Origin of the sequence: Mesorhizobium vachelliae, assembly GCF_033977325.1 — a bacterium.
In the GTDB taxonomy this organism is placed as follows: Bacteria; Pseudomonadota; Alphaproteobacteria; order Rhizobiales; family Rhizobiaceae; genus Mesorhizobium; species Mesorhizobium vachelliae.
This window is the reverse complement of record NZ_JAVIIR010000007.1, coordinates 217,289-236,320: the sequence shown is the minus strand read 5'-3', so window position 1 is coordinate 236,320 and position 19,032 is coordinate 217,289. Positions and strand designations below refer to the sequence as shown.

18 protein-coding genes and 1 tRNA gene are annotated in these 19,032 nt (G+C 63.8%); 11 read left to right on the top strand and 8 right to left on the bottom strand.

Annotation, left to right across the window (positions count from 1 at the left end; genetic code table 11):
- The first annotated feature begins 6 nt into the window (after positions 1–6).
- From RFM41_RS17020 to RFM41_RS16985, 8 genes are all read left to right on the top strand, one after another.
- Entirely contained in the window at positions 7–1,677 is a 1,671-nt protein-coding gene (locus RFM41_RS17020; protein WP_320248257.1) for a ribonuclease J, read from the top strand.
- Between the two features lie 127 nt (positions 1,678–1,804).
- Positions 1,805–2,209, top strand: coding sequence for a methylmalonyl-CoA epimerase (gene mce, locus RFM41_RS17015; protein ID WP_320248258.1), 405 nt, complete (start codon positions 1,805–1,807; stop codon positions 2,207–2,209).
- Complete coding sequence (locus RFM41_RS17010; protein WP_320248259.1) at positions 2,206–2,490, top strand: DUF1467 family protein; 285 nt, start codon at positions 2,206–2,208, stop codon at positions 2,488–2,490. Before mce ends, RFM41_RS17010 begins: the two co-directional genes overlap by 4 nt.
- A gap of 574 nt (positions 2,491–3,064) precedes the next feature.
- Positions 3,065–4,390: a proline--tRNA ligase gene (gene proS, locus RFM41_RS17005; protein ID WP_320248260.1), complete on the top strand. Its 1,326-nt coding sequence runs from the start codon at positions 3,065–3,067 to the stop codon at positions 4,388–4,390.
- Positions 4,390–5,676: a lipoprotein-releasing ABC transporter permease subunit gene (locus RFM41_RS17000; RefSeq protein WP_320248261.1), complete on the top strand. Its 1,287-nt coding sequence runs from the start codon at positions 4,390–4,392 to the stop codon at positions 5,674–5,676. The genes proS and RFM41_RS17000 overlap by 1 nt, the downstream gene beginning before the upstream one ends.
- Positions 5,676–6,356 (top strand): ABC transporter ATP-binding protein, encoded by a 681-nt coding sequence (locus RFM41_RS16995; RefSeq protein WP_320248262.1) that lies wholly within the window; start codon positions 5,676–5,678, stop codon positions 6,354–6,356. The genes RFM41_RS17000 and RFM41_RS16995 overlap by 1 nt, the downstream gene beginning before the upstream one ends.
- Before the next feature lie 122 nt (positions 6,357–6,478).
- Positions 6,479–6,631 carry a hypothetical protein gene (locus tag RFM41_RS16990; RefSeq protein WP_320248263.1) on the top strand — a complete coding sequence of 51 codons (153 nt, stop codon included), beginning with the start codon at positions 6,479–6,481 and terminating at the stop codon, positions 6,629–6,631.
- 555 nt (positions 6,632–7,186) lie between these two features.
- On the top strand, positions 7,187–8,440 hold the full coding sequence (locus RFM41_RS16985; protein WP_320248264.1) for a site-2 protease family protein: 1,254 nt from the start codon (positions 7,187–7,189) through the stop codon (positions 8,438–8,440).
- Between the two features lie 216 nt (positions 8,441–8,656).
- Here the strand turns inward: RFM41_RS16985 and lipB are convergent, their stop codons facing one another.
- Positions 8,657–9,400, bottom strand: coding sequence for a lipoyl(octanoyl) transferase LipB (gene lipB / locus RFM41_RS16980; protein ID WP_320248265.1), 744 nt, complete (start codon positions 9,398–9,400; stop codon positions 8,657–8,659).
- 182 nt (positions 9,401–9,582) lie between these two features.
- Between lipB and RFM41_RS16975 the strand changes: the two genes are divergently transcribed.
- Positions 9,583–9,667, top strand: a tRNA-Leu gene (locus tag RFM41_RS16975).
- Positions 9,668–9,819: 152 nt separating this feature from the next.
- On the opposite strand, the gene sucD is transcribed toward RFM41_RS16975, so the two are convergent.
- The 5 genes from sucD to RFM41_RS16950 form a co-directional block, all read right to left on the bottom strand.
- Positions 9,820–10,719 carry a succinate--CoA ligase subunit alpha gene (sucD, locus tag RFM41_RS16970; protein ID WP_320248266.1) on the bottom strand — a complete coding sequence of 300 codons (900 nt, stop codon included), beginning with the start codon at positions 10,717–10,719 and terminating at the stop codon, positions 9,820–9,822.
- A 13-nt stretch (positions 10,720–10,732) separates the two neighbouring features.
- Positions 10,733–11,920 carry a malate--CoA ligase subunit beta gene (locus RFM41_RS16965; protein WP_320248267.1) on the bottom strand — a complete coding sequence of 396 codons (1,188 nt, stop codon included), beginning with the start codon at positions 11,918–11,920 and terminating at the stop codon, positions 10,733–10,735.
- A 20-nt stretch (positions 11,921–11,940) separates the two neighbouring features.
- Positions 11,941–12,906: an HpcH/HpaI aldolase/citrate lyase family protein gene (locus tag RFM41_RS16960; RefSeq protein ID WP_320248268.1), complete on the bottom strand. Its 966-nt coding sequence runs from the start codon at positions 12,904–12,906 to the stop codon at positions 11,941–11,943.
- 10 nt (positions 12,907–12,916) lie between these two features.
- Positions 12,917–14,107 carry an aminotransferase class V-fold PLP-dependent enzyme gene (locus RFM41_RS16955; protein ID WP_320248269.1) on the bottom strand — a complete coding sequence of 397 codons (1,191 nt, stop codon included), beginning with the start codon at positions 14,105–14,107 and terminating at the stop codon, positions 12,917–12,919.
- Between the two features lie 135 nt (positions 14,108–14,242).
- The gene (locus tag RFM41_RS16950; protein ID WP_320248270.1) at positions 14,243–14,914 is read right to left on the bottom strand and encodes a LuxR C-terminal-related transcriptional regulator; all 672 of its coding nucleotides are present in this window, start codon (positions 14,912–14,914) and stop codon (positions 14,243–14,245) included.
- A 463-nt stretch (positions 14,915–15,377) separates the two neighbouring features.
- Between RFM41_RS16950 and mgtE the strand changes: the two genes are divergently transcribed.
- Together mgtE and RFM41_RS16940 are read left to right on the top strand one after the other, a co-directional pair.
- A complete protein-coding gene (gene mgtE, locus RFM41_RS16945) occupies positions 15,378–16,796 on the top strand; it encodes a magnesium transporter (RefSeq protein WP_320248271.1) in 1,419 nt (472 codons plus the stop codon).
- Positions 16,797–16,949: 153 nt separating this feature from the next.
- Complete coding sequence (locus RFM41_RS16940; RefSeq protein ID WP_027168973.1) at positions 16,950–17,336, top strand: MerR family transcriptional regulator; 387 nt, start codon at positions 16,950–16,952, stop codon at positions 17,334–17,336.
- Positions 17,337–17,345: 9 nt separating this feature from the next.
- On the opposite strand, the gene RFM41_RS16935 is transcribed toward RFM41_RS16940, so the two are convergent.
- Both RFM41_RS16935 and RFM41_RS16930 read right to left on the bottom strand, forming a co-directional pair.
- Positions 17,346–17,825, bottom strand: coding sequence for a methyltransferase family protein (locus tag RFM41_RS16935; RefSeq protein WP_320248273.1), 480 nt, complete (start codon positions 17,823–17,825; stop codon positions 17,346–17,348).
- Entirely contained in the window at positions 17,822–18,823 is a 1,002-nt protein-coding gene (locus RFM41_RS16930) for a heparan-alpha-glucosaminide N-acetyltransferase (RefSeq protein WP_320248274.1), read from the bottom strand. Before RFM41_RS16930 ends, RFM41_RS16935 begins: the two co-directional genes overlap by 4 nt.
- Positions 18,824–19,032: the final 209 nt, after the last annotated feature.

Here is a 19,032-nt window from a genome sequence, read left to right as displayed (position 1 = left end):
GAATTCATGGCGAATAAGGAAAACGCCGAACTCGTCTTCGCGCCGCTCGGCGGCGTCGGCGAGATCGGCATGAACTTCGCCCTTTACGGCTATGGACCCGCCGACGCGCGTGAATGGATTATCGTCGATGTCGGCGTCACCTTTCCGGACTCGGCGCATCCCGGTGTCGATCTCATCCTGCCCGATACGCGCTTCATCGAGGAGAACCTCGACGGCTTGCGCGGCATCGTCATCACCCATGCGCATGAGGACCATTACGGCGCGCTGCTCGATATCTGGCCGAAGCTTAAAGTTCCGGTCTGGATGACGCCGTTCACCGCCGGCCTGCTCGAGGCCAAGCGGCAGGGCGAGCAGAACGCCCCGAAGGTTCCGGCGTCGATCTACCGGGCCGGCGAGAAATTCACCATCGGGCCGTTCGAGATCGAGGCCATTCCGGTGGCGCATTCGATCCCTGAGCCGATGTCGCTGGCGATCACATCGCCCGCCGGCACGGTGATCCACACCGGCGACTGGAAGATCGACCCGGCGCCGACGATCGGTCCGAAGACCGACGAGGCGCGTTTCCGCGCCTATGGCGACAAGGGCGTGCTGGCGCTGATCTGCGATTCGACCAATGCGTTGAGGGAAGGGGAGTCGCCCTCGGAAGTGGCGGTCGGCGAAGGCCTCAAGGGCGTCATCGAGAAAGCCAAGGGCCGCGTCGCCGTCACCACCTTCTCCTCCAATGTCGGGCGCATCGTCTCGATCGCCAGGGCGGCGCGCGATGCCGGCCGGCAGTGCCTGGTGCTCGGCCGCTCGCTGAAGCGCGTCATCGATGTGGCGGGCGAGCTCGGCTACATGGACGGCCTGCCGGAGTTCATCGCCGAGGAGGACTATGGCTATATCCCGCGCGAGAACCTGGTGATCATTTGCACCGGCAGCCAGGGCGAGCCGCTGGCGGCGCTCGCCAAGCTTTCGCGCGACGAGATGAAGTCGGTGGCGCTGACGGCCGGCGACACGGTGGTGTTTTCCTCGCGCACGATTCCGGGCAACGAAAAGGCGATCCTCGAGATCAAGAACCGGCTGATCGATCTCGGCATGAAGATCATCGAAGACGGCGACGCGCTGGTGCATGTCTCCGGCCATCCGCGCCGCAGCGAATTGCGCAAGATGTATGAATGGGTGCGCCCGCAGATCGGCGTTCCCGTACATGGCGAGGCGGCGCATCTGGTGGCGCAGGGCTCGCTGATGTCGATGTCCGGCATCGGCCAGGTGGCGCAGGTGCGCGATGGCGACATGCTGAGGCTCTGGCCCGGCCCGGCGACGATCATCGACCAGGTGCCGTTCGGCCTGCTCTACAAGGATGGCAATCTGATCGGCACCGACCAGGCGATGGGCATACGCGACCGCCGCAAGCTCTCCTTCGCCGGCCATGTCGCGGTCAATGTCGTGCTCGACGACAAATATGAGCTCGCCGGCGACCCCGACCTGGTGGCGATCGGCGTGGCCGAGGCCGATGCCAGCGGCGAGACGCTGGAGGACCTGATGCTCGATGCGGCAATCGGCGCGGTGGACTCGATCCCTCGCCAACGCCGAAAAGACCTCGACCTGGTGCAGGAAGCGGTGCGCCGTGCTGTGCGCAGCGCCGCCAACGAAGCTTGGGGAAAGAAGCCGCTGGTGACTGTGTTCGTCACGCGGTGACGAACAAGGGAGTAGGGGAGTAAGGCAGTAGGGGAGTAGGGAAAGAACAAATGGTTGTCTTCAGTTTGGTTTTTCCCCTACTCCCTTACTGCCCTACTGCCTTACTCCCCTAAAAGCGGAGCGCTTTATGCTTGGACGCCTGAACCATGTCGCGCTTGCCGTGCCGGATCTGGTCGCGGCGGTGGCCGCCTATCGCGATACACTTGGCGCGCGAGTGGGCGAGCCGCAGGCGCTGCCGGAGCATGGCGTGACCGTGGTGTTCGTCGATGTCGGCAATACCAAGATCGAATTGCTGGAGCCGCTGGGGGAGACATCGCCCATCGCCGCGTTCCTCGAGAAGAATCCGTCCGGCGGCATGCACCACCTCTGCTACGAGGTCGACGATATCCTGGCTGCCCGCGACCATCTGAAGTCAAGCGGCGCGCGCGTGCTGGGCGACGGCAACCCGAAGATCGGCGCGCATGGCAAGCCGGTGCTGTTCCTGCATCCCAAGGATTTCTTCGGCACGCTTGTCGAACTGGAGCAGGCATGAACTGGATACTGTTCGCCGCGCTGTTCTTCGTCACCTGGTGGCTGGTGCTGTTCGTCGTTCTGCCGTTCAGCCTGCGCACGCAAGATGACGATCAGGATGTCACGCTGGGCACCGTTTCCAGCGCGCCGCGCGGCCCGCATATGCTGCGCGCTTTCATCCGCGCGACGATCGTGACGGTGATCGTCATGGGCACTCTCTACGGTCTTACGATGGGGCTGGGATTCAGCTTCGACGATATCATGCGGATCATGCCGGACTTTAGTCCGAATACCCATCACTGACGCTGAAGATACAGTCTCAGCAAGTATTGGGCTGCATACGCGCGCCAAGGTTGAAATCGGAAGCCGGCTTCCGAATTAGGCGGCTATCCATCGCTCACGCTGTTTGGCAGGTGCTCGTGCTAAGCAGATGATTGCACAAAAAAAATGCAAGGCACGAGGCCTTGCAATTTAAACGCGTCCGATCCGTTTCCGGTGTCCGGCGGCAGCGAGTTACCGCGCCTAGATCGCATCCTCCCAAGACTTTGACCGCGTAGGAGAGCAGATTTTTCTCCGCCCTCTCGGTTATCGGCGCACACTAGACCAAGGCAGGTGAAAATGTCACGAAGAATTTTGCCTCGAAACGGGCAATATCGTGCTGCACTGCACAATAGTGCGGCAGGGCTTGCTTGTGAATCGATCAAAAAGCCATTTGCGGCACTTTGCAGCCAAAATCGCCTTTTTGGTAAGGTGCAGAAGGCCCCGATACTTTGGGGCACTCGGGTTTCAATTCCGTCATGAAATGGCTATGAAGCCCGGGCAAGCAGCCTGAGGCGCGCCGATTCCCGCGCCGCCATCTTCATTCACGGACCAGTCCATGCGTTTGTCGCGCTACTTCCTGCCCATTCTCAAAGAAAATCCCCGCGAGGCCGAGATCGTCTCGCACCGGTTGATGCTGCGCGCCGGCATGATCCGCCAGCAAGGACAGGGCAGCTTTTCGTGGCTGCCATTGGGCAAGCGCGTGCTGGACAAGGTCTGCCAGATCATCCGCGAGGAACAGAACCGCGCCGGCGCGCTGGAAATCCTGATGCCGACCATCCAGTCGGCCGATCTGTGGCGCGAAAGCGGCCGTTACAACGACTACGGCAAGGAGATGCTTCGCATCAAGGACCGCCAGGACCGCGACGTGCTCTACGGCCCGACCAACGAAGAGATGGTCACCGAGATTTTTCGCGCTTACGTGAAGTCCTACAAGGATCTGCCGCTCAATCTCTACCACATTCAGTGGAAGTTCCGCGACGAGGTGCGCCCGCGCTTCGGCGTGATGCGTTCGCGCGAGTTCCTGATGAAGGATGCCTATTCCTTCGACCTCGATTTCGAGGGCGCCAGGGCCGCTTATAACCGCATGTTCGTTTCCTATCTCAGGACGTTCACGCGCATGGGGCTGCAGGCCATTCCGATGCGCGCCGACACCGGCCCGATCGGCGGCGATCTCAGCCATGAGTTCATCATCCTGGCCGAGACCGGCGAGAGTCAGGTGTTCTGCGATCGGGCTTATCTCGCGCTCGACGTGCCCGGCGCGAACACCAACTTTTCCAACGATGCCGAGATCGGCGACATCGTGAAGAAATGGACGACTCCTTACGCCGCCACTGACGAAATGCATGACGAGGCGGCCTGGGAGAAAGTCGCCGAAGGCGACCGGCTCTCGGCGCGCGGCATCGAGGTCGGCCACATCTTCCATTTCGGCGAGAAATACTCCAAGCCGATGAACGCCAAGGTGACCGGCCCCGACGGCAAGGATCACTACGCCTCGGGCGGTTCCTACGGCATCGGTCCGTCGCGGCTGGTCGCGGCGATCATCGAGGCCAGCCATGACGAGAACGGCATCATCTGGCCGGAAGCGGTCGCGCCCTTCGACATCGGCCTGATCAACATGAAGGTCGGCGATGGCGAATGCGACCGCGTCTGCGGTGAGCTGTATGCGGCGCTGACCTCGGCCGGCAAGGACGTGCTCTATGACGACACTGACCAGCGTCCGGGCGGCAAGTTCGCCACCGCCGACCTGATCGGCCTGCCGTGGCAAGTGATCGTCGGTCCGCGCGGCGTGGCCGCCGGCGAGGTCGAGATCAAGAACCGCAAGTCGGGCGAGCGCGAGACGCTGACGATCGCGGAAGCCAAGAAGCGCCTGGGTATCGCCTGATGAGCGAGGCGGCGGCAGCGGCCAGATCAGGGGCGGGCGCTTTCTCCGGCTTCGAGCGCATGGTGGCGTGGCGCTATCTCCGCTCGCGCCGCAAGGAGACGGTGATCTCGGTCATCGCCTCGATCTCGTTCCTCGGCATCATGCTCGGCGTCGCGACGCTGATCGTGGTCATGGCGGTGATGAACGGGTTCCGCGCCGAGTTGCTGACCCGCATCCTCGGCGTCAACGGCCACCTCATCGTGCAGCCGCTCGATTCGCCGCTGGAGGATTACGCCCAGGTGGCGAGCCGCATCAACGGCGTCCCCGGCGTCAAATACGCCATACCGCTGATCGACGGCCAGGTGCTGGCGCAAGGTAATGTCGGCGGTGGCACCGGCGCCTTGGTGCGCGGCATCCGCGGCGAGGACCTCGGCAAGATTTCGATCGTCGCCGGCAACATCAAGCAGGGCACGCTCGACGGCTTCGACACCGGCGACGGCGTGGCGATCGGTAAGCGCATGGCGGAAAGCCTCGGGCTGGTGCTCGGCGACACCATCACGCTGATCTCGCCGGACGGCGACGTGACGCCGCTCGGCACCACGCCGCGCATGAAAGGCTACAAGGTGGCGGCGATCTTCGAGGTCGGCATGTCGGAATATGACAGCTCGATCGTCTACATGCCGTTTTCCGAAGCGCAGCTCTATTTCAACATGGATGGGCGCGCGCAGACGATCGAGATCTATGTCGACAATCCTGACAATGTCGACGCGCTGAAGCCGCTGGTCGAGCAGGCGGCGCAGCGACCGGTCGATCTCGTCGACTGGCGCCAGCGCAACGAGACCTTCTTCTCGGCGCTGCAGGTCGAGCGCAACGTCATGTTCATGATCCTCACGCTGATCGTGCTGGTGGCGGCGCTCAACATCATTTCCGGCCTCATCATGCTGGTGAAGGACAAGGGCCATGACATCGCCATCCTGCGCACGATGGGCGCCTCGCGTGGAGCGATCCTGCGCATCTTTCTGATGACCGGGGCGGCGATCGGCGTCACCGGCACGATCGCCGGCGTGCTGCTTGGCGTCGTCATCTGCATCAACATCGAATCGATCCGCCAGTTCTTCTCCTGGATGACCGGCAGGATCCTGTTCAATCCCGAACTCTATTTCCTCAGCCAACTGCCGGCGAAGATGGACCCGCGCGAGACGACCTATGTCGTGATCATGGCGCTGGCCCTGTCGTTCCTCGCGACGGTGTTCCCGGCCTGGCGTGCCGCCCGGCTCGATCCCGTCGAAGCCTTGAGGTACGAATGATGGCCGAGGCCATTATTGAGCTGAAGGGCGTCGAGCGGCACTACGTCCAGGGGCCGCGCAAGCTCACCATCCTGAACGGCGCCGACTTTTCGCTCCGGCGCGGCGAGATGGTGGCGCTGGTGGCACCGTCGGGCACCGGCAAGTCTACCCTTTTGCACACGGCCGGCCTGCTGGAGCGGCCCGATGCGGGCGACGTGATCCTCGCCGGCCGTGCGTGCGGACGGCTGTCGGACGAGGAGCGCACCGCGATCCGCCGCAACGACGTCGGCTTCGTCTATCAGTTCCATCATCTGCTGCCGGAGTTCTCGGCGCTCGAGAACATCATGATGCCGCAGCTGATCAAGGGGCTTCCCGCCAAGGACGCCTCGGAACGGGCCGCCCAGCTCCTCGACTACATGCAGATCGGCAAGCGCGCGCAGCACCGGCCGGCCGAGCTTTCGGGCGGCGAGCAGCAGCGTGTCGCCATTGCCCGCGCGGTCGCCAACGCGCCGCTGGTGCTCCTGGCCGACGAACCGACAGGCAATCTCGATCCGGTCACCGCGTCCTATGTGTTCGATGCGCTGGAGGCCCTGGTCAGGCAGTCGGGCCTCGCGGCGCTCATCGCCACCCACAACCATGAGCTTGCCTCGCGCATGGACCGGCGCGTGACGCTGGCCGAGGGCAAGGTGGTGCCTCTCTGAGGCCAGACCGACAATCTATCCAGCGCGGGCCCGGAGCCGGCGTTTAGACGGCAACGCCTGTCAGCGCGACGCCTCTGTCACGAACGTGATAGGATGCGACCTCCCGCCGGTCGGAGGCCGCCGTGAAGAAGGTCGTTCTCGGGATTGTCGTGCTGTTGTTCCTGGCGGTCGCCTTGTCGACCGCATATTCCCTGCTTTTCGGATGTCCGCATGGCGGCTCATACCGGTGCGTCCAGGGCTTCAATCGGGAAACCTGTGGCTGCCCGCAGGCGTAGGTTTCGGGCGCTCTCTGCCGCCAAGACAACAGGCATACATCAGCACGTTGGGCGCGGCGGTTGGCAACCGATAGCGTTTGATCTTGTGGCCTTCCAAGGCTCTCGCAGCGCAGCGCTTGCCTCCCGGCGAACGATTAATCTTTCATTTACTGTGCGGAATTCTCTGCCTGACGTCGCGCCAAGACGGTCGTTGACATTCGAACAAAATTAGAACAAATTACGAACATACCAACAACGGAGAGAGTTATGTCTGATCTGGTTCAGGATGTCGTCTCGCTGGTTTGCATGAGCACCTTCCTCGTTTCCATGGCGATCTGGATCGGCGCCATGTGATCGGGCGGCTTGGCCGCCGTACGGGACGGGCAAATGCCCGCCCGTGGTTCGGGCGGGCCTGATCCCGCCCTGGAATAGGGAAGTGCCGCCTTGGGACGGGCAAGAGCCCGCCCATATTTGGGACCGCAAGGGCCGCTCGGGACGAGTAAGAGCTCGCCCTCTGTTAAGTCTTTCTTGCCGCGCTGACGCTAGGCTGCTCCTTCAAGACAGGGAGCGAATTCGGTGTCGGTCATCGTCACGGTCACTCTCGTGACCGGCAATCTCGGACTGATCTTTCTTTTGATGACCGTGCCGCTCGGACTGCGTACGGTGGCGGTCAGCCGCGTGATCAAGGCCGACCGCGAGCGCCTCTGGCAGGCGCTGTGGCCGTTCGGCAGCGATGCCGGGTGGTCCGGCGAAATCCTTTCCGCCCAGCCCCTGGACGGCGAGCGGACGGCTCTGGTCAGATTGTCCTGGGACGGCCGGGACGGCCGGCCGATCGAACGCAAGGCGCGGTTCGAGGACGTCAGCGAGGGCAGCCGCTTCTCGATGACCGTCATCGAGGACACGGCGCTCGATCCTTCGTTCTGGGCGAGCTATCGCGAGACCGCCGAGCTCGTGCCTGAGGGTGCTGATGCCACGCGGGTCACGCTTACCCAGACCGATCGCTATCGCGGCGTCGCGTTCCTTATCTTCCGTTTCTTCGCCATGCGCCGCGAATTGCGCAAGCTGGGCGTCTGGGCGGCAACCGGCACATATCGCAAGGGCGGCTGGTTCGAGCATCCGCTGAGCCAGATCGGCTTTGCCGTGCTTTCGGCCCTGATCCTGTGGCCGTTCTTCGGCCTCAACCTCGGCGGCTTGGCACTCGCCGCGATCCTGACCTCGGTGGTCGCCCTGCATGAGCTCGGCCATATGGCGGCCTTCCGCCTGACAGGGCATCGCCGGGCGCGGATGATCTTCATACCGCTGCTTGGCGGCATCGCCATCGGCGGCAGGCCCTATGACAGCCGCTTCGAGGTGGCGTTCGTGGCGCTGATGGGTGCCGGCTTCTCCGCTTTCCTGGTGCTGGTGCTGATCGCCGCCAGCGGCTTCGCCAATGGTGAAGGGCATCGGCTTGCCGCCATGCTTCTGGCCACGCTTGCCGGCTGCGCGTCGCTGTTCAACATCGCCAATCTGGTGCCGGTGTGGAAATTCGACGGTGGCCAGGTGCTGCGCCAGATCTGCCCGGGGCCGGTCGCGCTCGCGCTGGCGTCCTTCCTGCTTTTGTCGGCGCTTCTGGCGCTTGGCTGGCGGGCCGGTTTCTCGCCGAGCTTCCTGCTGATCGCGGGCGCGGTGTTCGCGACCCTCAGCCTGATCACCGTGGGCAGCGGCGTGAAGCCGCGTCACGAGTTGAAGCCGATCAAGACCTTCGACCGGCTGGTCATGGCCGGCGCGCTGCTCGCCGTCTTTGCCATCCATGGCTATGGCATGCTGTGGGCCTCGGCGCAGCTCATGTAGGGTGTGTCGATATTCAGGTGAGGCCGGCCTGCAAATGGCGGCTTCCTGCGCTTCCGGTGCTCACGTACTTCAAGTACGCTCCGGCCTACGCCGGCCGAAGCCCTCACAAGCGTATCCGCTCTGTGAAGGCTACGGCCGGCGTAGGCCGGTTCTCGGAACCTGCCGTTTTCGACTCGGCCTGACCTGAATCTCAACACACTCCAGGCGGGGCGAAGTTCAGCCGACCTTGCGAGCAGGCTCCGCAGTCGGAACCGCAGCAGGCCCGAACACATCCTCGAACGCGGATTTCAGCGCCAGGTCGAGATCGGCCATGGTGACGGGCAGGCCGAGATCGACGAGGCTGGTCACGCCATGGTCTGAGACGCCGCAGGGCACGATGCCGCTGAAATGGCCGAGGTCCGGCTCGACATTGATGGCGATGCCGTGAAAGCTCACCCAGCGTCGCAGCCGGATGCCGATCGCCGCGATCTTGTCCTCGGCCGGCGTGCCGTCGGGCAGGGCAGGGCGATCCGGCCGCACCACCCAGACGCCGACTCGGTCCTCGCGCCGCTCGCCGCGCACGTTGAAGGCGGCGAGGGTTGAGATGATCCATTGCTCGAGCGCCGCCACAAAGGCGCGCACATCCTCGCGCCGGCGCTTAAGATCAAGCATGACATAGGCCACGCGCTGTCCCGGACCGTGATAGGTGTATTCGCCGCCGCGGCCCGCGGCAAAGACCGGAAAGCGGTCGGGATCGATCAGGTCCTCGATTCGGGCGCTGGTGCCGGCGGTGTAGAGCGGCGGATGCTCGACCAGCCAGACCATCTCGCCGGCAGCACCGCTGCGGATCGCCTCGGCGCGGGCCTCCATGAAGGCCAGCGCATCGGGATAGGACGTTAGGCCGGGTTCGATCACCCATTCCACCGGCGCCGAACCGGGGAGAGGAAGGAACGACGTGGCGATCTGGCTGCGTTCTGTCATGGCATGATCTCGACTTGCCCTTCATATGGCGGCAAACGGCCGAAACGTCCAGTTCGGTGGCCTCACTGCGCGGTTGCGAGGCATTGTGCCAGAAGCTCACGAATATTCCGCTCAGCGCACTTGTTTCGCCGGAAACGATTTGCTACAGGCCCCGGGCCGGACGGTTCCGGCTCCTACCACGTGCGGTCGTGGCGGAATTGGTAGACGCGCAGCGTTGAGGTCGCTGTGGGGCAACCCGTGGAAGTTCGAGTCTTCTCGACCGCACCAAACCTTCTCCAAAGGCATTGGAATTAGCGCTGCCAAGCGACTGTTGTCGTTACTGCCTGCGGTGCTCGTTCGCCAAACGAAAAACGGCGGCGGGTCATGAAGACTGCGCCACCGCCTGGTATTCCTAGCTGATCCAAAGCTGTCGCGCTGGATCAAGCAGCCTTCTTCGTCCGCGCCAGCGTATCGGCCACCACTTCGCCGAAGGAGGCAGGGGTCGGCACGATGATGACGCCGGCTTCCTTCAGGATCTCGACCTTCTCCTGCGCCGACTCGCCGAAGGCGGAGATGATCGCGCCAGCGTGGCCCATGCGGCGGCCTTTCGGGGCGGAAAGGCCGGCGATGTAGGCAATGAGCGGCTTGCGCATGTTGTCGCGTGCCCAGATCGCGGCTTCGGCTTCCTGCGGGCCGCCGATCTCGCCGATCATCACCACGGCGTCGGTGTCGTCGTCGCGCTCGAAGAGCTGCAGGATGTCCTTGAAGGACGAGCCGTTGATGGGATCGCCGCCGATGCCGACGCTGGTCGACACGCCGATGCCGAGCGCCTTCATCTGCGAGGCGGCCTCGTAGCCCAGCGTGCCGGAGCGGCCGACGATGCCGACGCGTCCGGGCAAATAGATGCTGCCTGGCATGATGCCCATCAGCGCCTGTCCAGGCGTGATGACGCCGGCGCAGTTCGGGCCGACCAGCCGCATGCGGTCCTCGAAGCGGTAGCGGCGCATATAGCGCTTGACCCGCATCATGTCCTGCGAGGGGATGCCGTCGGTGATGCAGACGCAGAGTTTTATGCCGGCGTCCGCGGCCTCCATGATCGAGTCGGCGGCGAAGGGCGGCGGCACGAAGACGATGCTCGCCTCGGCGCGGGTCTCGCGCACGGCGCCCTTGACGGTGTTGAAGACCGGCAGGCCGAGATGCGTCTGGCCGCCCTTGCCGGGGGTGACGCCGCCGACCAGCTTGGTGCCGTAGCGCTTCATGTCGTCGGCATGGAAGCTGCCGATCTTGCCGGTGAACCCTTGCACGATGACGCGCGTGCTGCGGTTGAGCAGGATTGCCATTTCTCGACCTCCCTCAGGCTGCTTTCTTGTTCTTGGTGGCTTCGCGCCAGGCGGCGACAGCCTTTTCGGCGGCTTCGGCCAACGTGTCGGCGACGATCACAGCCTCGCCTGAATCGGCCAGGATCTTGCGTCCTTCCTCGACCTTGGTGCCGGAAAGGCGCACCACCAGCGGCACGTCAACGCCGACCTCGCGGATCGCCTTGATGACGCCTTCGGCCACCCAGTCGCAGCGGTTGATGCCGGCGAAGATGTTGACCAGGATGGCCTCGACATTCTTGTCGCCAAGCACGGCGCGGAAGGATTTCGCCACCCGCTCGGGCGAGGCGCCGCCGCCGATGTCGAGGAAGTTGGCCGGCTCGCCGCCGGCGATCTTGATCATGTCCATCGTCGCCATGGCGAGACCGGCGCCGTTGATGATGCAGCCGATATTGCCGTCGAGCCCGACATAGGAGAGGCCGCGGTCGCTGGCGAAAGTCTCACGCGGGTCTTCCTGGCTCTTGTCGCGCAGCTCGGAGATTTCCGGACGGCGAAACAGCGCGTTCTCGTCGAAGGACATCTTGGCGTCGAGCGCGACGAGATTGCCGTCGCGGGTCACCACCAGCGGATTGATCTCCAGCATCGTGGCGTCGTAGTCGCGGAACACCCGGTAGCAACCGAGGATGGTCTCGGTCGCCTTGCCGATCAGATTGTCCTCGAGCCCGAGCCCGAAGGCGATCTCGCGCGCCTGGAAGCGCTGCATGCCGACGCCCGGATCGACGGTGGCACGGATAATCGAATCCGGCGCCGTCTCGGCGATCTCCTCGATCTCCATGCCGCCGGCGGCCGACGCCACGATCATGACGCGCTCTTCCTTACGGTCGAGCACGAAGCCGAGATAGAGCTCCTGCGCGATGTCGACGGCTTCCTCGAGATAGAGGCGCGAGATCAGCTTGCCTCGCGGGCCGGTCTGCTGGGTCACCAGCTTGCGCCCGAGCATGGCTTCGGCCGCATTGGAGATCTCCTCGTCGTTGGAGCAGAGTTTTATCCCGCCAGCCTTGCCGCGGGCGCCGGAATGGACCTGCGCCTTCAGCACCCATTTCGAGCCGCCGATCTCGCGCGCCCGGTAGGTCGCCTGTTCGGGGCTGTAGGCCAGCCCACCGCGCGGCACATGCACGCCGTGGCGGGCAAGCAGTTCCTTGGCCTGGTATTCGTGGATGTCCATCTTGTCCTCCCGATATTTTTCTACTGCGCGGCCGCCGCATGCGCCTGGCCGGCGCGTTCGATCGCCTCGCTCACCACCAGCACGTTGCGCGCCATGCGCTCCGAGGCCGCGTCGATCATCTTGCCGTCGAGCGCGGCAGCACCCTTGCCGAGCGCCTCCGCCTCCTTCAGCACTTCGAGGATGCGGCGGGCGCGCGTGACTTCCTTCTCCGGCGGCGAGAACACGTCGTTGGCCAAGGCGATCTGCGAAGGGTGGATCGCCCATTTGCCTTCGATGCCGAGCGCCGCCGCGCGCCTGGCGGCCGCCTTGTAGCCTTCGGGATCGGAGAAATCGCCGAACGGTCCGTCGATGGCGCGCAGGCCGTAGGCGCGGCAGGCAACCGTCATACGCGACAGCGCGAAATGCCACTGGTCGCCGGGATAATCGGGGTTGAGCCCGCCGATGTTGACGGTGCGCGCCTTGTTGGAGGCGGCATAATCGGCGACGCCGAAATGCATCGCCTCCAGCCGGCCGGGCGTGGCGGCGATCGCCTCGACATTGGCCATGCCGAGCGCCGTCTCGATCAGGGCCTCGAGGCCGACGCGGGTCTTGAAACCCTTGGCCATCTCTATCTGGTTGACCATGGCCTCGACCATATAGAGGTCGGCCGGCACGCCGACCTTCGGCACCAGGATCGTGTCCAGCCGGTCGCCGGCCTGTTCCATGACGTCGACGACGTCGCGATACATGTAATGGGTGTCGAGACCGTTGATGCGCACCGAGACGGTCTTGCCCTTGGCGCGCCAGTCGATGTCGTTCAGCGCCTGGATGATGTTCTTGCGGGCGCGCTCCTTGTCGGGCGGCGCCACCGCATCCTCGATGTCGAGGAAGACGAAGTCGGCGGTGCTGTTGGCCGCCTTGTCGATCATTTCCGGGCTGGAGCCTGGAACCGCGAGCTCGCTGCGCTGCAGCCGCAGTTTCTTCAGGTGGTTGATGGTGTGGCTCATGGTCCGCCCCTCACGCCGCCTTGGCGACCGGCAGGTCGGCCGTGCGGCGGAAATGCTCGATCGCCGCGGCCACGCCCGAGCCCGGCGCCAGGCGCACGCCGCAATCGAGCAGCGCCATTTCGGCCGCCGAGAGCGAGGCGCAGACCATCACCTCGTTCAGCCAGCCGAGATGGCCGATGCGGAAGACCTTGCCGAACACCTTGTTGAGGCCACCGCCGAGCGATGTCTGGTAGGCGCGGTAGGCGCGTTTGACGACGTCGCCGCTGTCGATGCCTTCCGGCACTAGGATCGCGCTGACCGTGTCGGAATGCCATTTCGGCGCCTTGGCGCAGAGCTTCAGGCCCCAGGCGTCGACGGCCTTGCGCACGCCTTCGGCGAGGCGGTGATGGCGGGCGAAGATGTTGTCCAGTCCTTCCTCCTCGATCAAGTCGAGCGAGGCGCGCAGGCCGCGTAGAAGCTGCGTCGCCGGTGTGTAGGGGAAATAGCCGGCATCGTTGGCGCGGATCATGTCCTCGAAGGAGAAGAAGCAGCGCCGGTGCGTGGCAATCCGCGAGGCGGCCAGCGCCTTCTTGCTGACCGACAGGAAGCCGAGGCCGGCCGGCAGCATGAAGCCTTTCTGCGAGCCGCTGACGGCGCAGTCGACGCCCCATTCCTCCTGGCGGAAGTCGATCGAACCGATCGAGGACACGCCATCGACGAAAAGCAGGGCAGGGTGGTTGGCGGCATCGAGCGCGGCGCGGCAGCCGGCGACGTCGCTGGTGACGCCGGTCGCGGTCTCGTTCTGCGTGCAGAACACCGCCTTGATCTGGTGCGCCTTGTCGGCCTTCAGCCGCTCCGCATAGATTTCGAGCGGAACGCCGGTGCCCCATTCGCAGTCGATGACATCGACCTCGAAGCCGAGACGCTCGGCCATGTCGACCCACAGATGCGAGAACTGGCCGAAGCGCGACATCAGCACCTTATCGCCGGGGCTGAGCACATTGGTCATTGCCGCTTCCCAGGCGCCGGTGCCGGAAGAGGGGTAGATGAAGACGCGGCCGCTCTCGTTCTTGAAGACCTTCTTCATGTCCTCGAACAGCGGCAAGGTCAGGTCGGGGAAGGAGGCTGCGCGCATATCCTCCATCGGCAGGTTCATGGCCTGCCGGACTTGCTCCGGAATATTGGTGGGCCCCGGGATGAAAAGATGCGTGAACCCAGCCATGCGCGAAACTCCTCCGATCGTTTGGGATTGTGGAGGAAGTTTCGTCCTGGCGAGGCCCGGCAACAACACCTTGCCGGGTAAGTTGTTGGCCCTTGCGGGTGGGCCGCCCCTACCCGATCGGCCTACCCGGGCGGCCTACCCGAGAGGCGATTTTGAGGTGCGGCGTTTCTCGTTCGCATAGAGCGCGACGGCCATGGCGCGGTTGCGGACGTCCAGCTTGTCGTAGAGATTCTTCAGGTGATACTTCACCGTGTTCTCGGAAATGCCGGTCCGCGTTGCGATCTGCAGATTGGTCCAGCCGTCGGATAGCACCGCCAGCAATTCGCGCTCGCGCACGGTGAGCCGGGATAGTGGCGTGTCATTGACCTTGTTGATGTCGATATAGGGAATGCAGATGCGCCCATGGGCGACCGCCAGGATCGTCTCGAAGATGACCGGCGGATCGTCGAACTGGAAGCAATAGCCTTGCACGCCGAGGCGTACGCATTGCTTGAGGATGCCGATGTCGTGGTCGTTGGAAAAGATCGTGATGCGCACGCCAAGCTCGCGGCTCTGAACTTCCGTGAGCACGTCGGCGCCGTCCATGTCGGCGAGCTTCCAGCCGACGACCGCGACATCGAACTGTGTGGCGGCGGCCAGTTCCAGGAATTGCGCGCCGCTGTGCACAGCACTGAGCAAATCGAAGCGGCCGTCGCATTCCAGCATCTCGCGCAGCGCCGAAACCACGAATGGATTGCGCTCGGCAACGACCACGCGAACGCGCCGCTCGGCAGTTCCTTCGCTCGTCTTTCCAGACTTGATGTTCAAGGGCAGCGTTTGTCCTCGGAGCGTTTGGCGATGCGCTGATCCTGCTGGATCATGCATCATGACAATTCTGCCTCAATGGGGAAGTGGTGCTCTTTCCCCAGCGACATGCGCTGTCGCGCCGGCTGAAGCGATTGTCGCAGCCGCGACGCGGGCGCGCCGCGCTGTTCCTGAGCGGTCGTCAGGCGAAGACGACGTCACATTTCCTTGGCTATTCCGCGCGCTGGAGCGACATCTTTCCAAGACGAATCCGATTACCGCGATATCTGCCGAACAGGGTTTGGATTTCCCGAAAAGCGGTTTCCACTTTTCGGGATGATGCACTAAGCAGATATTCGTGGGAATGCCCCACGAATATCTGCTTAGATTCCCTGGGTTTTCGCAGATTTTGATCGCAAAACCGTGGGACACTTTTGCGGAGCCTGCTTAGACCTCATTTCGGGATTCCTCGTTGCAGGAGGCGCTGGTGGAAGGCCAGGACAGACAGACGACCAACGCCGCGCCCGCCGAGGAGCATCACGCCGACATCTATGGCGAGGACGGTGCCGTGCGCGCTTCCTTCCTTGCCCAGATCGGCGCGGCGATCGCCGACCGCGACACGATCACCTTAAAACGCGAAGTCGACGACCTGCACCAGTCGGAGCTCGGCGACGTGCTGGAGGCGCTTCATCCCGAACAGCGCCGCGCGCTGGTCGAGTTGCTCGGCTCCGATTTCGATTTCTCCGCGCTGACCGAGGTCGACGAGGCGATCCGCCTCGACATCGTCGACAACCTGCCCAACGAGCAGATCGCGCAAGCGGTGCAGGAGCTCGATTCCGACGACGCCGTCTACATTCTCGAGGACCTCGAGAAGGAAGACCAGGACGAGATCCTGTCGCAACTGCCTTTCACCGAGCGCATCAGGCTCAGGCGCGCGCTCGACTATCCGGAAGAGACCGCTGGCCGGCGCATGCAGACCGAGTTTGTCGCAGTGCCGCCCTTCTGGACGATCGGCCAGACCATCGACTACATGCGCGAGGACAAGAACCTGCCCGAGCGCTTCAGCCAGATCTTCGTCATCGACCCGAGCTTCAAGCTGGTCGGCGCCATCGACCTCGACCAGATCCTGCGCACCAAGCGCGCGGTGAAGGTCGAGGACGCCATGCATGATACCCTGCATGCGATCCCAGCCACGATGGACCAGGAAGAGGCGGCCCGCGAGTTCGAGCAGTACAACCTGCTCTCCGCCGCCGTGGTCGACGAGAACGGGCGGCTGGTCGGCGTGCTCACCATCGACGACGTGGTGGACGTCATCCAGGAGGAGGCGGAAGAGGACCTTCTGCGCATGGGCGGCGTCGGCGACGAAGAGCTGTCCGACACCGTGCTCGCCACCTCGCGCTCGCGTGTGCCCTGGCTGCTGGTCAATCTGTTGACCGCCTTCCTCGCCGCTTCGGTGATCGGCCTGTTCGACCACACGATCGAGCATATCGTGGCGCTTGCCGTGCTGATGCCGATCGTCGCCGGCATGGGCGGCAATGCCGGCTCGCAGACCATGACCGTCACCGTGCGCGCGCTGGCGACCAGGGACCTCGATATCTACAACGCGGCCCGCATCATCCGCCGTGAGCTCGGCGTCGGCTTCATCAACGGCATGGTGTTCGCGGTGCTGATCGGCACGGTCGCCGGCTTCTGGTTCCGCGACCCCAATCTGGGCGGCATCATCGCGGCGGCGATGATCATCAACATGTTCGCCGCGGCCTTGGCCGGCATCCTGATCCCGCTGGTGCTCGACCGCTTCAAGATCGATCCGGCGGTGGCCTCGGCGGTGTTCGTCACGACGGTTACCGACTGCGTCGGCTTTTTCGCCTTCCTCGGCTTGGCGACGTGGTGGTTTAGCGTTCCCTAAATCAATAGGCCGCCGTTAATTGACTTTTACGTAAATGCCGTGCGAGGTTGCCTCGGGGTACTGCGCCGATTCCGGCGCGGGATGGGTCTGATTTGAGGGAAGGGCGACGCTTGAAAAGCGGCGATACCTGGACTCTGGGGCTTGGGAGTGGGAATGCGGGAATATTATACGATCACCGAGCTGACACGCGAATTCGACGTGTCGACGCGGACTTTGCGTTTTTACGAGGACGAGGGGCTGGTGCAGCCGGTAAGGCGTGGCCGCACGCGGCTCTTCCGGCCGTCCGACCGGCATCTCATTCGCCAGATCATGCGGGGGAAAAGGCTCGGCTTCTCGATCAACGAGATCCGCGAGATCATCCAGATGTACAAGGAGCCGCCGGGCGAGGTCGGCCAGCTCAAGCTGATGATCAAGCGCATCGAGGAAAAGCGCGAGGACCTGCGCCAGAAGCGGCGCGACCTGGAGGAGACGCTGGCTGAGCTCGACCAGGCCGAAGAGTCCTGCGTCGAGCGACTGGCAGAGCTTGGCGTGAATACCTAGGCAAACGCCTCAAATCCAGCGGCGCACCCTTTTTGCGTAGTCGCGGTATTTCTTGCCGAACTTCGCCGCCAGGATCTTTTCCTCTTTCTCGATCGCCAGCTTCTGCGTCGCGAAGGCGGCGAGGAAGGCGAAGAGCAGGAACCAGGCGATGCCGGTGATGAAGGCGACGCCGATCAGAAGCAGTGTGTTGGCAAGATACATCGGGTTGCGGGTGATGCCGAAGGGGCCAGACGTCACCAGATGATCGGGCTCGGCATTCGGATCGAATGTCGTCTTCGCCCGCATCATGACGCGGATGGCCGTGATCCAGAGCATGGCGACGCCGAACAGCGCCACCCAGCCGATGCCGAACAGGAGATCGCCGAAGATGTCGCCGATCCAGGGCAGCGGGTAGAGCATGCCGAGGACGACGCTCGCCGCAATCGCCACGACATAGATCACCGGCGGCCAGGGAATGATCCCGTGTCTGGGCTTTGCGATGCCCGTCATTGCTGTCCTCCCTGCATCTGGTCCTCGGTCGCGGCGGTGCAGGTTTCCGCCAGGTCGGCCAGATGCGATTTCCAGACGCCGGACTGGTCGTTGGCGTAGAGCTTGTCGAGAGACCCTTCGCCCTTCAGCGTGTCCAGCATGCAGCCACAATAGCTCGTACAGAACTTGCTGTCCCGCTGCTGTTCGCACTGCGTCTGGCAGGCCGGCAGGAAGCCGGCCTCCTTGTCCTGAGGGGCGGCGGGCATGACCTGCGAGAACAGCCATACCGAGCCGAACAGAAGCGGCTGGTGGATCAGGTAGAAGGCGAGGCTGTGGCGGCCGATGAAGGTCAGCGGGTTCGACCAGCGGCCGGGCAGCCATGTTCCCAGACGGGCAAGCAGGCCTGTGGCGGAAGCGAGCTTGACGGCGGCGATGCCCGCAAGCACGGCGCCGAACCAGGGGAAGAGCGGCACATAGTCGTTGGAGCGCGGGTTGGTCTCTGAAAGGCCGACCCACCACAGCGCCGGATGATCGAAGAACTCCGACCGCAGATAGTAAGGGGCGGCAATGACCGCTGCCGCGATGATTGCCGTCAGCAGCCAGGGCAGCCTGAGAAAGGCGAGGCCGAGCAGGCTTGCCAGCGCGATCTCGTGCAGGATGCCGAAGAAGATGAAACCGTCCGGGGTGACGAAATAAGTGACGGCGGAAATGGCGATCGCCGCCACGGCTACCATGGCGAAGCGCTTCCAGAAGCCCGGCCAGCGAATTTGCTTGCCATGGGCGAGGAACAGGCTGACGCCGACCAGGAACAGGAAGGTCGAGGCGATGGAGCGCGCGTAGAATTTCCACCAGCCGAAGGCGGTGAGGGCGGGCGTCGTGTAGCCGAAGTTTTCGAGGTCCCAGGTGAAGTGGTAGCTCGCCATCGCGATCAGCGCGACGCCGCGCAGGATGTCGATGGCCTGGATGCGGCCCTGCTTGGGCGCTTCCTGAACAGGGTCGCTCGTCGTTTGCAGGCTCATCGTCACGCAATCCGATTCAGTCGTGCCCAACGACTATCACGGTTCAAGTGGATGACAGAAGCAGGCGGCATCAATCCGTTTCATGGCAGCCATGAAATTCCGCTTTAGGCCAGAGGCGGAAAGCCTTTGGCAGGCTTCGCTTTTCGGCCTCTCCGGGTCGGTTTCCTGCTACTCGCCGGCAGTTGGTCCAGCCAGATTTGACTTGTGAT

Excerpts from the sequence above, each read along its gene's own strand:
- RFM41_RS17000 (WP_320248261.1), top strand. The coding sequence starts at position 4,390 with ATGAGCGAGGCGGCGGCAGCGGCCAGATCAGGGGCGGGCGCTTTCTCC.
- proS (WP_320248260.1), top strand. The coding sequence starts at position 3,065 with ATGCGTTTGTCGCGCTACTTCCTGCCCATTCTCAAAGAAAATCCCCGC.
- mce (WP_320248258.1), top strand. The coding sequence starts at position 1,805 with ATGCTTGGACGCCTGAACCATGTCGCGCTTGCCGTGCCGGATCTGGTC.
- RFM41_RS16955 (WP_320248269.1), bottom strand. The coding sequence starts at position 14,107 with ATGGCTGGGTTCACGCATCTTTTCATCCCGGGGCCCACCAATATTCCG.
- RFM41_RS16935 (WP_320248273.1), bottom strand. The coding sequence starts at position 17,825 with ATGACGGGCATCGCAAAGCCCAGACACGGGATCATTCCCTGGCCGCCG.
- RFM41_RS16995 (WP_320248262.1), top strand. The coding sequence starts at position 5,676 with ATGGCCGAGGCCATTATTGAGCTGAAGGGCGTCGAGCGGCACTACGTC.
- sucD (WP_320248266.1), bottom strand. The coding sequence starts at position 10,719 with ATGGCAATCCTGCTCAACCGCAGCACGCGCGTCATCGTGCAAGGGTTC.
- RFM41_RS16965 (WP_320248267.1), bottom strand. The coding sequence starts at position 11,920 with ATGGACATCCACGAATACCAGGCCAAGGAACTGCTTGCCCGCCACGGC.
- RFM41_RS16960 (WP_320248268.1), bottom strand. The coding sequence starts at position 12,906 with ATGAGCCACACCATCAACCACCTGAAGAAACTGCGGCTGCAGCGCAGC.
- lipB (WP_320248265.1), bottom strand. The coding sequence starts at position 9,400 with ATGACAGAACGCAGCCAGATCGCCACGTCGTTCCTTCCTCTCCCCGGT.
- RFM41_RS17010 (WP_320248259.1), top strand. The coding sequence starts at position 2,206 with ATGAACTGGATACTGTTCGCCGCGCTGTTCTTCGTCACCTGGTGGCTG.
- RFM41_RS16940 (WP_027168973.1), top strand. The coding sequence starts at position 16,950 with ATGCGGGAATATTATACGATCACCGAGCTGACACGCGAATTCGACGTG.
- RFM41_RS17020 (WP_320248257.1), top strand. The coding sequence starts at position 7 with ATGGCGAATAAGGAAAACGCCGAACTCGTCTTCGCGCCGCTCGGCGGC.
- RFM41_RS16930 (WP_320248274.1), bottom strand. The coding sequence starts at position 18,823 with ATGAGCCTGCAAACGACGAGCGACCCTGTTCAGGAAGCGCCCAAGCAG.